The following is a 21,030-nucleotide window of genomic DNA, read 5'->3' as shown; positions in this document are numbered from 1 at the left end:
ATGGGCTTTATAATCGAAACGACTGAAATCGATTTAGGGGATACCCCCATTGAGAATATATTTATCAACGATTTTATGCCTATGGCGAATGGTACCTATGTAAAAGTATATTTACTTGGATATAAATATGCCTATGATAAGGATAGTAACATCCATGTAGATAATAGGACTATAGCTAAGCATCTAGACATACCCCTGTCTGATGTATTAAATGCCTGGGATTTTTGGGAGAAGAAGGGAATAATAGAAAAGATATGGGAAAACAAGGAGGATAAATTCAATTACAAGGTTAAATTTTTGAATTTAAAGCAATTATATATAAAGAATAATTATAGGCCTGTTAGTGTTGGAGAGGAAATGAATAAGAAGACATATACATGTGCTGTAGAAGACTTAATTGATGCTAATCAGATTCCTGCAATCAACAATATGTTTAACGAAATAGATTATATAATGAGAAGACCCTTGGTGCCTAATGAAAAACAAAAGATATTGGAATGGATTTATAACTATAACATGAATCCAGATATGATTATAAAGGCCTTCTTTTATGGTATAGAGAAAAAGGGAAAGAGGAGTATAAATTATGTAGCTGCTATTGTAAGAAATTGGTATGATCAGGGTATAACCAATGTGGAAGCCTTGCAGGAACATTTTAAAAAGACGGATGAAAAGTATTATAGATATGAGAAGATTCTGAAACATTTGGGACATGGAAATAGGCTACCTAGCGTTGGAGAAATGAAAGTTATCGATAAGTGGTTTGAAGAATATGAATTTACCATGGACTTAGTTCTTAAGGCTTGCGAGAATTCAGGAAAGACCTCAAATCCCAGCATAAACTATATAGATGGAATTATAACTTCCTGGTATAATAAGGGCATAAAATCGGTAGATGAAATAGAAGAAAAGGATAAACTCCAGAATAAAAAGGATAGGGCGGATTATAAGGTCGAAAAAGTAAAACCCATAAAAACTAAGTTTCATAATTTCCAACAGAGAACCTCAAATTATACAGCTGAACAGCTTGAGGAGATTGCCAGGAGAAAGCGGGAAGAATATTATTTTAAAGGAAAGGGAGAAGGCAAATAATGTATGACCAGATTTTAAGAGATATTCTGATGGAATATGAAAAGAAGAGGGACAGGGCTATCTATGAACAGAATATCAGGATTCAAAGGATTTACAACAAAATTCCCAGAATTAGGGAAATAGATAGGACCATACGGGAAATGGGATTACAGATATCTAAGGCTGTGATCGAAAATCCTGGGAACTATATAGAAAACATGGAAAGGGTAAAAAAGGAAATTGAGAAATTAAAGATGGAAAAGGCCTATCTTCTAACTGAAAACAATATTCCATTAGACTATCTTGAGCCTATATATGAATGTAAAAAATGTTATGATACAGGCTATTTATCCAATGGTGATAAGTGTAGCTGCCTAAAGCAAGCCCTTATAAATAAGGCCTATAAGATGTCCAATATTGAGGATGTACTAGAGAGGGAAAACTTCCAAACCTTTAATATAAATATATTTCCAAATGAGCCAGTAGAAGGGGAAACCATGACTCCTAGAGAAAATATGGCTAATATAACTAGTATATGCGAAGGCTTTGTTAGCAATTTTGATGATAAGAACGGGGAAAACCTATTATTTTATGGTTCTACTGGTTTAGGGAAAACATTCATGTGTAACTGTATTGCTAAGGCTCTATTGGATAAAAATAAGATAGTTATATACCAAACTGCATTTAGGATCCTTGAAATAATAGAAAAACGAAGGTTTGGCAGAGATTCTGAAAGATTCAATGATTGGGAGTATGATTTATTATTTGAAGCGGACTTATTGATAATAGATGATTTAGGAACGGAACTATCCAATGCCTTCACCAATGCGGAGATTTTCAACATAGTCAATACCAGATTGATAAACAATACTAAAACCATCATATCCACCAATTTAACTCCAAAGGAGATTTCTGAAATCTATACGGAGCGGGTATTTTCAAGAATATTAGATAGGTTCATACCTTTAAAATTTTTTGGTCCCGATTTAAGGTATTATAGATGGGAAGCAAAATAGGTGCCTACCAACAGGTAAGCACCTATTTTTGATTGGTGACCCTACCGGGATTCGAACCCGGGTTACCGCCGTGAAAGGGCGGTGTCTTAACCACTTGACCATAGGGCCTTAATTACACAAACTGTTATCTATTCTACTATAATAAATAGGCCTTGTCAACATTATATGATAGAATTAATGTATAAATTAATGAGGAAGGGAAGAACCATTATGAATGCTTGCGAAAGAAGAGAAAAAATACTAAAGGAATTGAAAGAGAGCAATAAACCTATAAAGGGTCATGAATTATCAAAAAAATATAATGTGAGTAGGCAAATAATAGTCCAGGACATTGCTCTATTAAGAGCTAGAGGGGAGGAAATATTAGCCACCCCACAAGGATATATAATTCCTAATAGCCATCGAAAAAATAAGTTGATAGAGAAAATAGTTTGCAAACATTGGGGATATGATGAAATGGAGGATGAATTAAGAACCATTGTTGATTTGGGAGGTAGAATCATAGATGTAATAGTAGATCATCCCCTCTATGGAGAAATAAAAAGCCCCCTTCAAATCTGTTCAAGATTAGATCTGCAGGAATTTATGACAAATATTAGAGAGACTAATGCGGAACCCTTATCATCTTTAACAGAAGGTATCCATATCCATACCATAGAAGTAAACGATAGGGGGAGTTTTGAAAGAATAAAGAAAGCCCTTATGAGTAAAAACTACTTGATAAAGGAAGATTAAGATGATATATTTTTACTATGAGGTGACAAGACAGGTGTATATACATTAATTAATACCAGAAAGGGTGGCTAAATTGAAAGATAAACTTAATGAAAAGAAAGGCGGTATAAGGAATTATTTTGTGAAAATATTTAATGGGATGGCATTAGGACTTTTTTCTTCTTTGATAATAGGATTAATAATAAAGCAGTTGGGCACCATTTTTAACATCCGATGGATGGTGATTTTTGGTGAAATGGCTCAATTGTTAATGGGGCCAGCTATTGGTACAGGAGTTGCGTATGGGGTAGGAGCGCCTCCATTGGCTATTTTTGCATCAGCAGTTACTGGGGCAATTGGTGCTGGTACCATTTCCTTTGAAGAAGGGGTAGCAATAATCAAAATTGGAGAGCCAGTAGGAGCCTTTGTAGCTGCATTAGTAGGAGCGGAATTTTCGAAGCTCATTGGAGGAAAAACCAAGGTAGATATAGTTTTGGTTCCATTAGCTACCATCTTGGCGGGTGGATTAGCTGGAAACTACATAGGACCCTTTATCAGTTCTTTTATGACTTTAATTGGGAATATGATTAATAAAGCTACCGAATTACATCCCTTACCAATGGGAATAATAGTTTCAGTAGTAATGGGAATAGTTCTTACATTGCCCATTAGCAGTGCTGCATTGGCCATATCCTTAGGACTTAGTGGCTTAGCAGCAGGAGCTAGTACCGTTGGCTGTTCAGCTCAGATGATAGGATTTGCAATTTCATCCTTTAAGGAAAATGGATTCGGTGGGCTTATAGCCCAGGGTATAGGGACTTCAATGCTTCAAATACCCAATATAATAAAGAACCCTAAAATATGGATCCCACCTATTATAGCATCTGCAATCCTTGGTCCAGCTTCTACTGTAATATTTAAGATGGAAGGGAATAGAATAGGTGCAGGTATGGGTACTAGTGGTCTGGTAGGACAACTTGCAACTATAGAGGTAATGGGCACTGGGGCAAAAACTATAGTGGAAATTCTTCTACTCCATTTTATTCTGCCTGGACTAATATCCTTTATAATATCCGAATGGATGAGGAAGAAGGGATATATTAAAATGGGAGATATGAAATTATAGCAATATTATGTTATAAAGATCTTTTTATGAGTAAATAGTCATTAAGTCAAAGTAGAAATGCTTTGGCCCCTCTTACTAAAGATAAATCCCTAATAAACAAAAAAAAATTAACAAAAGGTGCTGACTTTTATCCATGTCGGTGCCTTTTGTTCATAAGTATGAATTAATAATTGATATTCTTCATAAAATATGTTATACTACCTATTAAAATCCATATTAAGGCTATGAGGGGACCTAGTAAATAATAAAGTACTTTTAAGAGAGCCAATGGTTGGTGAGAATTGGCAAGGCTTATTATTGAATCCATCCCTGAGCTAATATGTATACGAGTGAACCATTATGGTTAACTAGGGTGGCAACGCGGGAATACTCTCGTCCCTAAAATTGTTAGGGAGCGAGGGTTTTTTTAATATAATTAATTTTAATATAATTAAATAGAAGGAAGGTGATATGCTTGTTAGATATTAGGAGAATTAGAATCAATCCAGATGAGGTAGTAAGGGCCCTGGGAAAGAGACATGGGGATTTTCCAATCCAAAAGGTATTGGAATTAGATGAAAAGAGAAGAAGCCTTTTAACGGAAGTTGAAGGAATGAAATCAAAGCAAAACTCGGTATCAAAGGAAATTCCAATGCTTAAAAAGGAAGGAAAAGATGTATCGAAACTGTTAGAGGAGATGAAGGAACTATCTGCTAAGATAAAGGATTTAGATGGAAAGGTAAAGGAGATAGACGAACAGCTTAAAGAAACATTACTCTATATTCCCAATACTCCTCATGAATCTGTAGTAGATGGAGTAAGCGATGAGGATAATGTGGAAATAAGAAGATGGGGAGAGCCAACAAAATTTGATTTTGAACCAAAAGCCCATTGGGATCTAGGGACGGAGCTAAATATTTTAGATTTTGAAAGGGCTTCAAAGCTCACAGGTGCGAGATTCTCTCTCTTCAAGGGAGCTGGAGCATTACTTGAAAGGGCTTTAATCAATTTCATGATCAATATTCACACCAGTGAACATGGTTATGAAGAGGTATCAACTCCTTTCATGGTAAATAGGGATAGTATGATTGGAACAGGGCAATTGCCTAAATTTGAAGATGATATGTTTTATATACCTAGTAAGGACTATTTCTTAGTGCCAACAGCAGAAGTGCCCCTTACCAATATGTTTAGGGATGAAATACTTGAAGAAGATATGCTCCCCATTTATTTTACAGCTTATACCCCTTGCTTTAGACAAGAAGCTGGTTCTGCTGGTAGGGATACTCGTGGGCTTATTAGAAACCATCAGTTTGATAAGGTAGAATTGGTGAAATTCTCTTTACCTGAAAACTCCTACGATGAGTTAGAAAAGCTGACTAACAATGCTGAAACAATACTTCAAAGATTGGGATTGCCTTATAGGGTAGTTATGTTATGTTCAGGGGACTTAGGATTCTCAGCAGCTAAAACTTATGACTTAGAGGTTTGGATGCCAAGTTATGGCAGATATGTAGAGATTTCATCCTGCAGCAATTTTGAGGATTTTCAAGCTAGACGTGCTAACCTTAGATTTAGAAGGAAGGGTAGCAAGAAAGTGGAATTTCTTCACACTTTAAATGGTTCAGGTTTAGCAGTGGGTAGGACCTTTGCTGCAATACTAGAAAATTATCAGCAAGAAGATGGAAGTATAGTAATTCCAGAAGCCTTAAGACCATATGTAAACAATTTAGAAAAGATAGAGAAATAAATTCTCCTTACGGTATGTTCTCCGTAGGGAGAATTTTTATTTTCTATTCTTAGGATGAAATAAGTTATAATATTCCTATGAGAATATAGAATATATTAGAATAGAATTGTCGGAGGTGAAGTCTTGAATATTAAAAGGAGTATATGTTTTTTATTGTCATTTTTATTAATTCTGAATCTTATTGGCTGTAGGGTAAAAACAAACCATATTCCTACACTTGTGGTAGATGATTTAAATGGTATTGACATAAATGATGTAGACCATTATAGCATAGAAGTGGATTTTGATCCTGAAAATAAAAGCTATTGGGCTTATCAAAGGGTTGATTATATTAATAATTCTGGGAGGGAACTAGGGGAAATTTATTTCCACCTTTACCCTAATGCTTTTAAAAGTATGGAAACAGCCCCTATATTATTTGCTGGCAAGAGCATATCTAAGGAATATGAGCCAGGGTTTATGGAAATAGAAGAAATAAAAATAGGGAATAAAAGGGCGGATTATGAAATAGGGGGGGGAGGAGATACCATATTAAGATTAATACTACCTAAGCCTTTGAAGGCTAAAGATAGAATCAAAATTGAATTTACATATAATGTCAAGCTTCCAATTAACATAGATAGATTCGGGTTTGGAGAAGATGTATTCAACTTTGGTAATTGGTATCCAATAGCGTGTATGCACGATGATACTGGTTGGAATTTAGACCCTTATTATAATATAGGAGATCCTTTTTATAGCAATGTAAGCAACTACGACGTAACTATTAAGGTTCCAAAGAATATTATAATTGGAACCAGTGGGAATATAATTTCTGAAAAAATTAGGGGAAATACAAAAACCTATGTAATAGAAGGAAAACTGATTAGAGATTTTGCTTGGGTTGCCAGCTCTAAATTTATTATAGAGGAAACTCAAGTAGGGGACACAATAATAAGGCTTTATGCAATGGAAGATAGGCCTAGTATAGCTGATTATGTATTAGAAGTAGGAAAAGATTCCATAGAAATATTCAATAATCTATTTGGCCAATACCCTTATGGAGTTTATTCCATAGTGATGACACAGTTTCCTTCTGGTATGGAGTATCCAGGTATAGTTTTTATAAACAGGGATTGCTATACGCATCATCAAGAGGATACTTTAGAAAGGATAATAGTCCATGAAACAGCCCATCAATGGTGGTATGGGGTAGTAGGAAACGACCAGATAGACGAAGCCTGGTTAGACGAATCCTTAGCAACTTATTCGGAAGTTTTATATGTTCACCATAAATATGGAGAAGAGGACGGAGAAGACTATTTTAATTATACCTGCCAAATGCCCTATGATTATGGAGAAAAATATATTGATTCTGATGTGGTGGTTAAATCCTTAGACGAATTTAATAGTTGGGATGATTACGGGATTTTGGTATATGCAAAAGGAGCTGTTTTCTTAAATGAGATAAAAAAAGAGTTTGGAATCGACACATTGTACCAAATATTAGAAAGGTACTATAAAACATATAAGTTCAAAATAGCAACTACAAAGGATTTTTTAAATATATGTGAAAAGGTGACTAACTCGCCTTTTGAAGAGAGGGCCCATAAGTGGTTATATGGCAGATAAAAACGGAGGGCAAGGCCCTCCGTTTTAGCCTAATATCTTCTACCGCCGAAACCACCAAAAAGTATTACTAATAACAGGAAGAAAAATAGTAAACTAGAGTCATCGCCATCCCAGATGCCACCTCTTCTTTGAAGATCAGACATTCTATAACCTCCTTTTAAAGTTCTAGTACTTTGCCTAATACATTATATAGAGGTTAGGATACAAATGTTACCTTTTTGTAGCTATTATTTCATTTTTAATAGGGGGAATGTTATTATGAACAGGATTATTAGAGGAATTATATTATCATTATTTTTTATATTATTGCTAAACCCTCTTGCTTTAGCTTCCGTCGGCATAGAAGATGAAGTTAAGGCTTATCTATTAGGGGATTTTGAAACGGGAGAAATATTGGAGGGATATAATGCATACCAACCTATAGAAATTGCCAGCATTAGCAAATTAATGTCCTATTTAATTGTAATGGAACATGTAGATAGGGGAGAAATCGGATTAGATGATAAAGTATATATAGATGATGATGTAACTAGAATTAAAGGGTCTAGCCTAGAACTAAAAGAAGGAGAGGTATTTACCGTAAGACAATTATTAGAGGCAAGTTTAGTGGTATCTGCAAATGATGCTACCTATGCTTTGGCCAAATATGTAGCTGGGTCGGAGGAGGAATTTGTAAAAAGGATGAATTACAGAGCTCAAAGTTTAGGATTAGAAAGTGCCTATTTTATTAATTCAACAGGACTACCTCAAGGGGAAGAACAGAATAAAATGAGCACCAAAGATATATTTGAGCTATCTAGGTATATAATAAGAGAGTTTCCTGAAACTTTAACCTTTACCTCCATTCCCAATATTCATTTGGAAAATAGGGACTATGACAAAGAAAATACAAATCCATTGTTGAAAGAAATAAAAGGCGTTGATGGACTTAAAACTGGTTTTACCAATAAGGCAGGCTATTGCTTAGTTGCCACCATAAATATCAAAGGGGATAATGTAGAAACGGAGGATTTTAGGTTAATTTCCATAATAATGGGATCGGGAAATGAGGAAAAAAGAAAGGAATTAAGCAAAGAATTAATTGAATATGGGCTTAATAACTATACTAGAAGGATAATAGCAAAAGAAAATATGCCTGTAGATTTAATATATTTACCTAGCAGCAAAAATGAGGTCATAGAAGTATATCCAACTAGAAATTTTACCATCACAGTAAGAAAAGGGGACAGTATTCATAGGGAAGTTTTAGTAAATGAAGATATTTCCTTGCCTTTAAAGTCAATGGAAAAGATAGGAAGGTTGAATATCCTGTTAAATGGTGAGATTTTAGACCAAATAGACTTAGTAGTTCACCAAGATGTAGAAAAGGCTAATATATTCATTAGGATCTATAGATATGTTAAAAGGATTATTGGAAAAATCATTGAGAAATTATTAACTATAGCTGTGAATGATTCAGATGTGTTGACAATTATTAAAAAAAGTTGTAAAATATAATAGCAAATATTTGTGCATCCGTAGCTCAGTAGGATAGAGCAGCGCCCTCCTAAGGCGTGTGTCGGGGGTTCGAATCCTCTCGGGTGCACCATATTTATTTTGGTGATTATATATGGATGAAACATATATGGAATTAGCATTGGAGGAAGCATATAAGGCATTTAGCACCTATGAGGTACCAGTAGGTGCTGTTATTGTGCATGATGGCAAGGTTATAGCAAGAGGCCACAATAAAAGGGAGACTTTGAAAGACCCTACAGCCCATGCAGAAATGATTGCCATTAGAGAAGCCAGTAAGTATTTGAATGGATGGCGATTATTAGGCTGTACCATGTATGTAACCTTAGAACCCTGTAGCATGTGTGCAGGAGCCATAATTAACTCTAGGATAGAACGTCTTGTCATAGGTGCAAAAGATCCTAAAAGAGGCTGTTGTGGTTCTGTAATCAATCTATTAAATAATCCTAATTTTAACCATAAAGTTCAAGTTGAATATGGGGTATTAGAGGATAAGTGTAGTAGTATATTAACCGATTTTTTTAAGGAATTAAGGAATAAATAATTTAATATGATCTATATATTCTGGAGAGATGTCCGAGTGGTTGAAGGTGGTGGTCTCGAAAACCACTGTACAGTTAAATGCTGTACCGAGGGTTCGAATCCCTCTCTCTCCGCCATATATAAAAACCTAGCTCAAGCTAGGTTTTTATATTTTAAGAAATATGATGATCATATGTTAATTTTTTGATTATTTCGAAGATTTCTTGACAATTTGCTATAAAAGCGATATATTTTCTTTGTGTAGGTTTTGATTATTTGGAATTATATTTGTTAAGGAGGAAAGGATTTGTATATTGAGCTAATTTTAGAAGAAATCATTCCTTATATAACAGGTATATTAGAAATAATAGGCGTAATTATCATTGCTATTGCTACCATTAGATCTGTTTTCAGTTTAATTAGAGGAAGATTTAATTTTAATTATGAGTATTATAAAATTGAATTTGTAAAGGCTCTTGCATTGAGTTTAGAGTTCAAATTGGCAGCAGAGATATTAAAGACTATTATCGTCAGAAGCCTAGATGAGTTCGTAATATTAGCATTTGTAACCTTTTTAAGGATTATTATAAGTTTTGTAATTCACTGGGAAATAAAGTGTAAAAAGAAAGAAAATCCTACGGATGAGGATTTTGAAGCTCAAGCTAAGAATCAGGGAGAATAGACTATTAGTTTGTTCTCCTTTTTTGCTCCATATGAAAGCTCGATGAAACTGAATATTCGCAGAAATAAAAGGTTGAGATATTGTTAAATATAATATATTATAATACTGATACAAAAAATGGAAGCAACTTTATAAGGGGGAAACTAAATGGACCAGTTCGTAGAATTTAAAGAGAAAGTAATTAATAATATGTCTCAAGTGGTAATAGGCAAGGAAAAGGTAATGGAACTAATTATAGTATCCTTCCTATCTAAAGGCCACATATTATTAGAAGACCTTCCTGGTATGGGAAAAACTATGATGGTTAAGGCCTTTTCTAAGACTTTAGGATTGCCCTTTAAAAGGATCCAATTTACACCTGATCTACTTCCCTCCGATATTATGGGAATAAATTATTATAATCAAAAGCTAGGAGATTTCCAATTTAGAAAGGGCCCTATATTTTCTAATATAGTATTAGCAGATGAAATTAATAGAGCTACTCCTAGGACCCAATCGAGTCTATTGGAAGCCATGCAGGAAGGACAGGTTACTGTAGATGGAGAAACTAGAATGCTCAATAAACCCTTTATGGTTTTAGCTACTCAAAACCCAATAGAATCTTATGGAACTTTTCCACTACCAGAGGCCCAATTGGATAGATTTTTTATGCGAATAAAAATAGGCTATCCCACTAGGGAAGAGGAAAAAGAAATAATCCACAGCAATTTAAGCAAATCCATAGAGGATTTAGAAAGTATTGTATCAGCAGAAGAATTGGATTATTTATTTGAAAATGTCAGTAAAGTGGAATGTTCCCCCGATGTGATGGATTATATCATGGATATAGTAGATCAAACAAGAAACTTGGCAGAAATACAATTGGGAGTTAGCCCTAGGGGAACTATAGCTCTTTTCAAAGCTTGCCAAGCTTATGCTGCTATTAACGGAAGAAAATACATCATACCAGAGGATGTAAAGGCCATGGTACCTAAGGTGTTAAATCATAGAATTATAGTTAAGGGCAGGAATAATTTGGTAGACAATGAAAAATTAATAGAAAGAATACTTAGTACAATAGAAGTGCCTTTAGAAAGGATATAGATTATGTTTTGGTTATTAATTGGAATTGTAGCTATTACCTTTGGATTTAATAGGGTTAGCATGAAATATGGTTTTAAGAATTTGCACCATATGCGGACATTATCTAAAAGCATGGTGGAGATAGGCGAACCTTTTGAGGTACATACTGTAATTGAAAATAGAAAGCCTCTTCCAGTACCCTATTTAAGGATAACGGAAAAATTTCCTGCAGCCCTCAATTGTAAAGGGATAATAGATGAACGTGAAGAGGATGGTTATTTTGAATTTTCAACTGCCATGTTCGTAATGCCTTATCAAAGGGTAAAGCGAATCTATTCCTTTATTGGAAATAAAAGAGGCTATTATACCTTTAGAAATGTAAGCCTAATAGTAGGAGACTTTATTGGATTAAATACGTTTTCCGTTACAAAGTACTATCTACAAGAGTTAGTAGTATTACCAAAGGTTTTAGATTTAGATGAAAATTTGGTACCTTATGGGAGCTATTATGGTCAAGTGTCTGTTAAGAGATGGATAATAGATGACCCGTTAATGAATGTTGGCATTAGAGAGTATACGGGCAATGAACCAGAAAAACATATTCATTGGCCTTCATCTTTAAAATATGGAAACTTGATGGTTAAGGAATTCGATTTTACTTCGGAATACTCTGTAAATATAATATTGAATGTGGAATGTACACAACCTTTTTGGCGTGGCATTGAAAAAGATGAAATTGAAACCTGCATCTCCTTATGTAGAGGGATTGTAGAGGAATTAGAGAAGAATAAAATTTTATACAGCTTTATCAACAACTCCTATGGGGGAAGTGGAGTTACTAGCTATTCTAGTAATTATGAAAATGTATTAAATGTTCTAGGTAAAGTATCCTATGGAGCAGCAATTAAGTTTGAAACGTTAATTGATAGTATAATCAATAAGAGGGAAAAATTTACAACATTTATCGTAGTTACACCTAGAATATTCGATAGCTATATAGAATCTCTAGAAAGATTAAAGAGAAATAATAAGCTTATTCTCATTTCCTTAGATGAAGCTAAATTAGATAAATTAAGCTCTTCCATTATAAAATACGTTAGGAGAATTGTACCCTATGAATAGCATAATTTTATTAGAGTTAATAAGTATTGTGTCTTTCATATTTGCTCTATTAATAGTTGTAATTCCAAGTTTAACCATAGATAATTTTATTGCAATATTTTTCTTGTTTCTACTAGTATCTTATATGGAGGTCCTTTTCAAAAGGAAAGGCAAAAAATACTTCTATTTAAATTTATTTTTACTTCTTCCAGTTATTAAATATCCTTCCATTGAAAATATAGTTTTTTTATTTATTGCTGCCTACTATACATTCTATTTTATTTTTCAATACTCCAGTGAAGTAAGCATTAATTTTTTTAGAAGAGGTTTTCAAAGAAAATTAAAAATATTGTTTATTCTCATGGGGCTATCGGGGATTATGGGCAGGCTTCAAACTAGCGGTAAAGATTTCATACCTTTTATGTTAATTTATTTCATATCTACCATTATACTATTGCGAAGCCTTAGGCATTTAGAACATAGTCCTAATATGAATAAGATAAATAGAACCAATCTAATATTTGCTATATCCGTATTTATTTTATATCTAGTGCTAGGTATAGAAAGGCTAAAGATATTTCTGTACCAACTAGTTAGGTCAATCTATTTTTGGTTTACAGAAATGCTATTTAATATCCTCTATTGGCCTATTGTATATTTGAGCTATGTTGTTGAGAAATTTATAAGGTATATTATTTCCCTGCTCATTAATCATACTGTAGAGTTGCCATCGGAAGAGTTGGAAACGGTTGTGGATTTTAGTGAATGGGTTCAAAAGTCCCCTTCCTTCCTCCCTTGGTTGAGTAGATTTTTGTCTACAGTCTTGATGATAGCTCTGATCCTGTTTATAGCTTATATATCCTATAGATTGTTTAAGAAGAAGGTAGCTGGTAAAGGTAAGGAGGAAATAGCTTATCGTGAAGAGAGGGAATTCATTAATATAGTAGGTGGAGACAAAGATAAAGGCAAACAATTCTTATTCAGGCCCAAGGGCCTTAAGGAACAGATTAGGTATTACTATAGGAAAGCCTTAATAAAACTGTATAGAAAAGGAGTAGATATAATACCTTCTGACACCAGTTTGGAGATTAATGTTAAGGCAGAGAACGATGTAGATAAAAAGATCTTAAAAGATGTAAGGGAAATTTACATCGAAGCTAGATATGGAGGAACTGAAATAGATAAAAGCAAGGTAGATAAGATGAAGAGATTATATAAAAAGATTTAATGAAAAAGCCCATATGGGCTTTTTAAATTTTATAGAAATAGTGAATAATAATGAGATAAATTAAGAAAACAATATATAATTTAAATATTCGGGAGGTTAACATAATATATAGCATTTGAATATTATGGAAGTAAATGATATCTTATAGATGAAGGTCAAAGTAAGTCAAAGTTAAACGATTTTGGAGGTGAATTTTATGTTTGGAATTACACCTTTTGGCAGAAGGGCTAGCAGTTTATCGAGGAGATGGGGATTCGACTTTGACAGATTCTTTGATAATATGTTAGAAGAATTTGAATCTATTGCCTATCCCTATTCTCCAATGAAGGTAGATATAAAGGATAAGGGTAAGGAATATGTATTAGAGGCAGAAATACCGGGGGCAAAAAAAGATAATATTATATTAGAGGTAAAAGACGATATTTTAACAATTGCTGTGGAAAGGGATGAAGAATTACGAGAAGAAAGGGAAAACTATATTAGAAGGGAAAGAAGGTATGGTTCTTATAGTAGAAGCTTTTATGTAGATGATGTGGATCAAGACAAGATAAAGGCTAAATTTGAAGATGGAATCCTCAAAATAGTTCTCCCTAAGAAGCCAGAGACTTCTTCAGGAAGAAATAGAATACAAATTGAATAAATAGGCACTTAGTGCCTATTTTTTTTGACTAAAAATGGAAGGCGAATCTAGAATGTTATTCTAAGTCATGGTACTGACATATCAGTTTGTCTAGTAATTGACTTAGACATATTATTCTATTATCCGTTAGATCTATTTCTTCACCTTCAATTAATTTGTGAAGCTGTTCTCTTACTTGATTTATTTGGCTTTTAAGTTCATTTTGTTCAAAGTTTTTGAATTGAATAACACCTCTTTCGACAATATATTTAGATTCGCCTTCACATTCACAATAATTTTACTATAAAATGCAAAAAAAAGTAGAAGAAAAAAGAATCCTTCACTAGTTTAAAGCGATAATAAACAATATTAATAATTTAACTAAAATTAATGAAAAAAATTTGATTTATTATGAAAAATTTTAAATTACCTATAAAGTCAATATGTATTCTGATATAATATAAATGAGGGTTTAAAGATAGGAGGGTGGAATATGAAAAAGCTTTTAACAGGCAATGAAGCTATTGCAAGGGGAGCCTATGAGGCAGGTTGTTTAATAGCTAGCGCCTATCCAGGAACACCTAGTACTGAAATCCTAGAAAACGTTTCCCAATACAGGGAAATATACTCTGAATGGTCTACTAATGAGAAAGTAGCCCTAGAGGTAGGATGTGGTGCTTCTATTGCTGGTGCTAGGGCCTTGGTTGCTATGAAGCATGTGGGATTAAATGTAGCAGCAGACCCTTTATTTACAATAGCCTATGAAGGGGTAAATGGAGGGCTAGTAATAATTACTGCCGATGAACCAGGGATGCATAGTTCACAAAATGAACAGGATAATAGGCTATATGCTGCCCATGCAAAGGTGGCAATGGTAGAACCTGCTGATAGTCAGGAATGTAAGGATTTCATAAAGGAAGCTTTTGAAATCAGCGAAAGGTTTGATACACCCGTATTATTTAGGGTAACTACAAGAGTTTGCCATAGCAAGGGATTGGTAGAACTAAAAGATAGGAAAGAAGTAGGAATTAAGGAATACGTAAAGGATCTAAGAAAATATATTATGGTACCTGCTAATGCTAAAGTTAAGCATGTGGAAATAGAAAAAGAAAGGCTTCCAAAACTACAAGAATATTCAAATACAACGTCCTTAAACAGGATTGAATATAACGATAAAAGTATTGGAATTATTGCTAATGGTATATCTTATTATCATGCTAAGGAAGTATTTAAAGACAAGGCATCTTATTTAAAGATAGGTTTTAGCTACCCACTACCAGATAAATTGATTAGGGAATTTGCAGAACAAGTAGACAAACTATATGTAATAGAGGAAAATGAACCCTATATGGAAAACTTTATTAAGGCTATGGGCATTGATTGCATAGGAAAGGAAGTACTCCCTATCTGTGGAGAATTAAGCCCAGAAATTATAAGAAAGGCCCTACTAGGGGAAGAAGAAAGGGAAAGTTATACTCTAGATATGGAAATACCTGCAAGACCTCCAACTCTATGTGCTGGTTGTCCTCATAGAGGAATATTTTATGAAGTCAGCAAATATAAGGATAAAATAATTGCAACTAGCGATATAGGTTGCTATACACTGGGAATGGCTCCCCCCCTTGGGGTTGGAGATACTGTAATATGCATGGGGGCTGGAATATCTGCAGGTATTGGATTTGACAGGGTTAATAAAAAAGCCAATAGGAACAAAAAGGTTTTTGGTTTCGTAGGGGATTCTACTTTCTTCCATTCTGGAATTACTGGTTTAATCGATGGGATCTATAATGGAACTAATATGGTTATTGTAATATTGGATAATAGGACTACTGGAATGACAGGGCATCAGGAAAATCCTGGAACTGGAAGGAATATATTAGGAGAACAAGCACCCATGATAGATATTGAAAGTCTGGTTAAAGCTGTAGGGATTAAAGAAGAAAATATAAGAGTTACAGATCCATATAATTTAAAAGAGACAAGGGAAGCGGTAAAAGATGCTTATGAATCAGAAGAGCCTTTTGTAATAATTACAAAACGACCATGTGCATTAATTAAGGAGGTTCAAAGGGCAAGAAGAGGACTTTATTGTGAAGTTGACCAAGAAAAATGTAGGAAATGTAAAGCTTGTCTAAGGATTGGTTGTCCTGCTATATCTTTTAGGGATAATGTTATTAGTGTGGATAGAGCTCAATGTAATGGATGTAGTATCTGCCTTCAAGTTTGTCCTTTTGATGCTATAGAGTTAAAGGGGAAAGCAGGTGATTTTCATGTCCAATAGTTTGCTATTAGTGGGAGTTGGAGGGCAAGGCACAATCCTCGTTTCAAAGATACTCTCTCAAGGTTTGGTAAAAGCTCAATACGATGTTAAAATGTCTGAAATTCATGGAATGTCGCAAAGAGGAGGCAGCGTAACTACGCAGATTAAATTTGGGGAAGAGGTCTATTCGCCTGCTATAAATAAAGGTGAAGCTGACCTATTGGTAGCTTTTGAAAAATTAGAAGCTGCTAGATATATAGACCACCTTAAAAAAAGAGGTACTTTAATAGTAAATGATGAAGAAATTTACCCTTTATCCGTATTAACAGGGAGTGTTCAATATCCTGAGGGTATTTTAGATAAGATGGTAGATAAGGTGGAAAATGTAAAAATAATTGAAGCAAGAAGGATCTCAGAAGAATTGGGAGAACCTAGATGCCAGAACATTGTAATATTAGGTGCTATTGTAAAAGAATTAGGTCTTGAGGATATAGATTGGATAGAATTGATAAAAGAAAATTTACCTGAAAGGGTTCATGAGGTCAACATAAAAGCTTTCGAAAGGGGATTAAGCCAATAAATAAAAAGAGAAGGGTAAGAATTTAGCCCTTCTCTTTTTATTTAAGAACTACAATTATTCATATTCTTTTAACAAGTTGTATTTAATTTCCCATAATGGCTTAGATAGGTCTACGAAATATTCATGAGGATTTTCAAACCTAAGGACTTCATCCCAAAGGGTGTCAATCTGTTCCCTACAATAGTCTCTGATTTCATCAATTGGAGGACTTTGATATACCTGTTTACCTTTATCGAATAATTGGACTAATAGCTTTCTGGCTCGGAAATTGGTAAGGGTCTTTCTCTTCCAAGTAAATAGTGGGTGGAATATTTCATAAGGTTTGCTTTCGTCAATTTCCTCATCATGCAAAGTTATTACATCTGCAATTGCCTTTCCAGTTTTCTTATCGTATAACCTATAAAGCTGTTTAAATCCAGGAGTAGTAATTTTTCCTACATTTTCGCTTACCTTTATCTTAGGGATTATATGTCCATCCTGTTCGATGGCAGTAAGCTTATAGACTCCACCAAATACTGGTTCAGATTTGGCAGTAATTAGCCTTTCTCCTACTCCAAAGGAGTTGATCTTTGCTCCTTGGTCTAATAAATCCTTAATTACATATTCATCTAAACTACTAGATGCTACAATTGGGCAATCCTCATAACCTGCTGCATCTAACATTTTACGAGCCTCTTTAGATAAGTATGCGATATCACCACTATCGATTCTAATGCCCTTAGGTCTAAAGCCCCTTGGAACTATTTCTTCATCAAAGGTCTTAATTGCATTGGGAACTCCCGATTTTAGTACATTGTAAGTGTCTACCAATAGAACACAATTATCTGGATATATTCTTGCATAGGCTTTAAAAGCTTCCAGTTCGGATGGGAACATTTGAATCCAGCTGTGTGCCATTGTGCCTAAAGCTGGAATGCTGAAATCCCTGTCTACGATAGTACAAGCAGTGCCTGCAGTTCCTCCAATATAGGCTGCTCTTGCTCCGAGTATAGCCCCTTCGTAACCTTGGGCTCTTCTAGATCCAAATTCCATTACAGGCCGACCTTGAGCAGCTCTCACTATTCTATTGGCCTTTGTTGCAATTAGACTTTGATGGTTGATAGTTAACAATACCATTGTTTCTATAATCTGTGCTTGTATTATGGGACCTCTTACGATAACAATAGGCTCCAATGGGAAAATAGGGGTGCCTTCAGGAATAGCCCATACATCGCATTCAAATTTGAAATTCTTAAGATAATCTAAGAACTCTTGGCTAAACATGTTTTTAGACCTAAAGTATTCAATATCTTCTTGAGAGAATCGGAGGTTTTTTAAATATTCAATAAGCTGTTCTACTCCAGCCATTATGGCAAATCCGCCATTATCGGGGATGGCTCTAAAGAACATATCGAAGTAGGCAATTTGATCTTTTAGCCCGCATTCAAAATATCCATTGGCCATGGTGAATTCATAAAAATCTGCTAACATGGTTAAATTTTTTTTATCCTTCCAATCCAAATTGGTCATAGAAATTATCTCCTTTTAAATATTTGTAAAATTCTCATCATAATAATTATATTACCAAAAAATATATATTTCAACACGCCAGCCAGTATTAGTTCCAATTATTAGTTGGCAGAAAGGAATATATGTAGTTATCGACGATTAACATTATAATATTGTTAAAATGTAATAGATTATTGAGTGGCAAAAGATAAAAAGAAATTATAAATGGGGATTATAAATATTATAAAATATGTTTACAAAATGGGAAAAATAGTTTATACTAAACGTAGACACCCGCCCCGGGGGGGTGGTTATGGAAAGGAGGAATTCAAATGGCCCATAAAAAGGTTGCTATAGATGTATTAGGCATGACCTGTGCAGCTTGTTCAGCTAGGTTGGAAAAGGCTATAAGCAAGTTGGAAGGAGTAATTAATTCTTCTGTAAATTTATTAGCTCAAAAAGCCACCGTAGAATACGATGATGAAAAAATGAATATAGATACTCTAGTAAATACTATAGAAAAAACAGGTTATAAGGTTCCTATAGAGAAAAAGATTTTATTAATAGAAGGTATGACCTGTGCAGCTTGTTCAGCCAGGGTAGAGAAGGCATTAAGTAGATTGGATGGTGTTATAAAGGCCAATGTAAATCTATCTACCAACAAAGCTATAATAGAATACCCTTCTGGAGCCATAGAAGAGGAGATACTAGTTAAAGCAGTTGAAAAGGCTGGCTATAAGGCAGAGGTGGAAAGAGAAGTAGATAGGGATAGGGAAAAGGAATTAAGGGAAAAGGAGATAAAGTCTCTTAAAAGGTCCTTCATAATATCAGCAATATTAAGCATTCCTCTCTTTTCAGCCATGTTCTTTCACATGGCAGGTCAGGAGAATATATTGACCAATGGGTATTTCCAATTGCTATTAGCGACCCCTGTCCAATTTATAATCGGATATAGGTTTTATAAAGGAGCTTATAATTCCCTAAGGGGCGGAGGAGCCAATATGGATGTATTGGTATCCATGGGAACTTCCGCAGCCTATTTTTATAGTTTATATAACGTTATAAAAGGAGTACATGAATACTACTTTGAAGCATCAGCAGTTATTATTACCTTAATCCTATTAGGAAAGACCTTTGAAGCAGTAGCCAAGGGGAAGACTTCAGAAGCTATAAAGAAGTTGATGGGATTACAGCCTAAAACTGCTCGAGTTATCAGGGATGGAATAGAAAAGGATATTCCAATAGAGGAGGTAAATATTGGGGACGTAATAGTAGTGAAGCCAGGGGAAAGAATTCCTGTAGATGGAATTATAATAGAAGGTCATTCTTCCATAGATGAATCCATGATAACGGGCGAAAGTATTCCTGTAGATAAAAAGGAAGGGGATAAGGTAATAGGAGCCACTATAAATAAATTCGGATCCTTTAAATTTGAAGCTCAAAGGATTGGAAAGGATACGGTTTTAGCTCAAATAATTAAACTTGTTGAGGACGCTCAAGGTTCTAAGGCACCAGTTCAAAGGCTGGCAGATAAAATATCTGGGATATTTGTTCCTGTAGTAGTGCTAATTGCTCTTGTAACTTTTATTGGTTTTTACTTGGTAAGAGGGGATTTTACAACTGGACTTATAAATGCTGTAGCGGTTTTAGTAATAGCCTGTCCCTGTGCATTAGGTTTAGCCACACCTACAGCTATAATGGTGGGTACTGGCAAAGGGGCTGAAAATGGAATACTCATTAAATCGGGGGAACATTTGGAGAGGGCTCATAATATGGAAGCTATAGTATTGGATAAGACTGGCACCATTACCAAGGGAGAACCGGAAGTTACAGATATAATAACCTTTAATTCCATGCAGGAAGATGAGTTATTAAGAGTTGCGGCCACAGTTGAGAAAGCATCCGAACATCCATTAGGTCAGGCAATAGTTAGAAGGGGAGAAGAAAAACTATTGATGTTAACGGAGCCAGATTCATTCATGGCTATACCAGGAAAAGGCCTAAAGGCTGCTTTAGAAGGAAAGGAAATATATATAGGAAATAGGAAGCTAATGTCAGATGCACATATCCATATAGATGAAGCAGAACCTGAACTTAACAGACTAGAGGAAGAAGGCAAAACTGCTATGATGGTGGGGATAGATGGACAAATCTCGGGAATAATAGCTGTAGCAGACAGAATAAAAGACAGCTCTAAAAGGGCCATAGAAGAGTTGAAGAATATGGGATTGGATGTATATATGATTACAGGAGATAATGAAAGGACTGCCAAAGCTATAGCCAAAATGGTAGGTATTGATAATGTATTAGCAGAAGTATTGCCAGAAAATAAAGCTGAAATGGTGGAAAGGATAAAATCTCAAGGGAAATATGTAGGAATGGTTGGAGATGGCATTAATGATGCACCTGCTTTAGCAGCAGCAGATGTGGGATTTGCCATAGGAACGGGAACAGATGTAGCTATGGAAGCAGCAGATATAACCCTTATGAGGGGGGACTTAATGGGGATTGTTACGGCAATAAGGCTTAGCCATAGAACTATGAAAACCATTAAACAAAACTTATTCTGGGCTTTCTTCTATAACTCTATAGGCATTCCCTTTGCAGCCTTAGGATTTTTGAACCCCATGATAGCAGGGGCAGCCATGGCCTTTAGTTCAGTATCAGTGGTAACCAACTCATTGAGGTTGAGAAATTTTAAATAAT

General features: G+C 34.7%; 18 protein-coding genes, 3 tRNA genes and 1 other annotated feature. Of the genes, 18 read left to right on the top strand and 3 right to left on the bottom strand.

Annotation, left to right across the window (positions count from 1 at the left end; all coding sequences use genetic code 11):
• Nucleotides 1–1,092: a DnaD domain protein gene (locus tag BLV68_RS11870; RefSeq protein WP_093754094.1), complete on the top strand. Its 1,092-nt coding sequence runs from the start codon at nt 1–3 to the stop codon at nt 1,090–1,092.
• Nucleotides 1,092–2,087 (top strand): ATP-binding protein, encoded by a 996-nt coding sequence (locus BLV68_RS11865; protein ID WP_093754092.1) that lies wholly within the window; start codon nt 1,092–1,094, stop codon nt 2,085–2,087. The genes BLV68_RS11870 and BLV68_RS11865 overlap by 1 nt, the downstream gene beginning before the upstream one ends.
• Before the next feature lie 33 nt (nt 2,088–2,120).
• Here the strand turns inward: BLV68_RS11865 and BLV68_RS11860 are convergent.
• Nucleotides 2,121–2,195 (bottom strand) — tRNA-Glu (locus tag BLV68_RS11860).
• 102 nt (nt 2,196–2,297) lie between these two features.
• Here BLV68_RS11860 and BLV68_RS11855 point away from each other — a divergent pair.
• The 13 genes from BLV68_RS11855 to BLV68_RS11795 all read left to right on the top strand — a co-directional run bounded on the left by BLV68_RS11855 (nt 2,298) and on the right by BLV68_RS11795 (nt 14,017).
• Nucleotides 2,298–2,822, top strand: a complete 525-nt coding sequence (locus tag BLV68_RS11855) for a transcription repressor NadR (protein ID WP_093754090.1) — start codon at nt 2,298–2,300, stop codon at nt 2,820–2,822.
• Between the two features lie 73 nt (nt 2,823–2,895).
• A complete protein-coding gene (locus BLV68_RS11850; RefSeq protein WP_200773776.1) occupies nt 2,896–3,927 on the top strand; it encodes a PTS transporter subunit IIC in 1,032 nt (343 codons plus the stop codon).
• A 215-nt stretch (nt 3,928–4,142) separates the two neighbouring features.
• Nucleotides 4,143–4,310, top strand: a binding site (T-box leader).
• Between the two features lie 71 nt (nt 4,311–4,381).
• Entirely contained in the window at nt 4,382–5,656 is a 1,275-nt protein-coding gene (gene serS, locus BLV68_RS11845) for a serine--tRNA ligase (protein WP_093754088.1), read from the top strand.
• Between the two features lie 153 nt (nt 5,657–5,809).
• Nucleotides 5,810–7,267: a M1 family metallopeptidase gene (locus tag BLV68_RS11840; RefSeq protein WP_234949907.1), complete on the top strand. Its 1,458-nt coding sequence runs from the start codon at nt 5,810–5,812 to the stop codon at nt 7,265–7,267.
• A gap of 258 nt (nt 7,268–7,525) precedes the next feature.
• Nucleotides 7,526–8,764: a D-alanyl-D-alanine carboxypeptidase family protein gene (locus BLV68_RS11835; protein ID WP_159428690.1), complete on the top strand. Its 1,239-nt coding sequence runs from the start codon at nt 7,526–7,528 to the stop codon at nt 8,762–8,764.
• 14 nt (nt 8,765–8,778) lie between these two features.
• Nucleotides 8,779–8,855: transfer RNA gene (locus BLV68_RS11830), tRNA-Arg, on the top strand.
• Between the two features lie 21 nt (nt 8,856–8,876).
• Nucleotides 8,877–9,326 (top strand): tRNA adenosine(34) deaminase TadA, encoded by a 450-nt coding sequence (gene tadA / locus BLV68_RS11825; protein WP_093754082.1) that lies wholly within the window; start codon nt 8,877–8,879, stop codon nt 9,324–9,326.
• 22 nt (nt 9,327–9,348) lie between these two features.
• A tRNA-Ser gene (locus BLV68_RS11820) sits at nt 9,349–9,441 on the top strand.
• Nucleotides 9,442–9,611: 170 nt separating this feature from the next.
• On the top strand, nt 9,612–9,986 hold the full coding sequence (locus tag BLV68_RS11815) for a DUF1622 domain-containing protein (RefSeq protein WP_093754080.1): 375 nt from the start codon (nt 9,612–9,614) through the stop codon (nt 9,984–9,986).
• A gap of 147 nt (nt 9,987–10,133) precedes the next feature.
• On the top strand, nt 10,134–11,069 hold the full coding sequence (locus tag BLV68_RS11810; protein WP_093754078.1) for an AAA family ATPase: 936 nt from the start codon (nt 10,134–10,136) through the stop codon (nt 11,067–11,069).
• A gap of 3 nt (nt 11,070–11,072) precedes the next feature.
• The gene (locus tag BLV68_RS11805; RefSeq protein ID WP_093754076.1) at nt 11,073–12,170 is read left to right on the top strand and encodes a DUF58 domain-containing protein; all 1,098 of its coding nucleotides are present in this window, start codon (nt 11,073–11,075) and stop codon (nt 12,168–12,170) included.
• Nucleotides 12,163–13,377, top strand: a complete 1,215-nt coding sequence (locus BLV68_RS11800) for a hypothetical protein (RefSeq protein ID WP_093754074.1) — start codon at nt 12,163–12,165, stop codon at nt 13,375–13,377. The genes BLV68_RS11805 and BLV68_RS11800 overlap by 8 nt, the downstream gene beginning before the upstream one ends.
• Before the next feature lie 196 nt (nt 13,378–13,573).
• Entirely contained in the window at nt 13,574–14,017 is a 444-nt protein-coding gene (locus BLV68_RS11795; RefSeq protein WP_093754072.1) for an Hsp20/alpha crystallin family protein, read from the top strand.
• Nucleotides 14,018–14,072: 55 nt separating this feature from the next.
• Here BLV68_RS11795 and BLV68_RS16350 read toward each other — a convergent pair whose 3' ends face one another.
• Complete coding sequence (locus BLV68_RS16350; RefSeq protein ID WP_399264604.1) at nt 14,073–14,201, bottom strand: Spo0E family sporulation regulatory protein-aspartic acid phosphatase; 129 nt, start codon at nt 14,199–14,201, stop codon at nt 14,073–14,075.
• A 288-nt stretch (nt 14,202–14,489) separates the two neighbouring features.
• Here BLV68_RS16350 and iorA point away from each other — a divergent pair, with 288 nt between their 5' ends.
• Nucleotides 14,490–16,277: an indolepyruvate ferredoxin oxidoreductase subunit alpha gene (gene iorA, locus BLV68_RS11785; RefSeq protein ID WP_093754070.1), complete on the top strand. Its 1,788-nt coding sequence runs from the start codon at nt 14,490–14,492 to the stop codon at nt 16,275–16,277.
• A complete protein-coding gene (locus BLV68_RS11780) occupies nt 16,267–16,836 on the top strand; it encodes an indolepyruvate oxidoreductase subunit beta (RefSeq protein ID WP_093754068.1) in 570 nt (189 codons plus the stop codon). The genes iorA and BLV68_RS11780 overlap by 11 nt, the downstream gene beginning before the upstream one ends.
• A gap of 54 nt (nt 16,837–16,890) precedes the next feature.
• On the opposite strand, the gene BLV68_RS11775 is transcribed toward BLV68_RS11780, so the two are convergent.
• Complete coding sequence (locus tag BLV68_RS11775; protein ID WP_093754066.1) at nt 16,891–18,345, bottom strand: nicotinate phosphoribosyltransferase; 1,455 nt, start codon at nt 18,343–18,345, stop codon at nt 16,891–16,893.
• A 311-nt stretch (nt 18,346–18,656) separates the two neighbouring features.
• Here BLV68_RS11775 and BLV68_RS11770 point away from each other — a divergent pair, with 311 nt between their 5' ends.
• Nucleotides 18,657–21,029, top strand: coding sequence for a heavy metal translocating P-type ATPase (locus BLV68_RS11770; protein ID WP_093754064.1), 2,373 nt, complete (start codon nt 18,657–18,659; stop codon nt 21,027–21,029).
• Nucleotide 21,030 lies beyond the last annotated feature (1 nt).

The organism is Tepidimicrobium xylanilyticum (assembly GCF_900106765.1).
Classification (GTDB): Bacteria; Bacillota; Clostridia; order Tissierellales; family Tepidimicrobiaceae; genus Tepidimicrobium; species Tepidimicrobium xylanilyticum.
The sequence above is the reverse complement of the archived record's forward strand: the minus strand, read 5'-3'. Positions and strand labels throughout refer to the sequence as shown.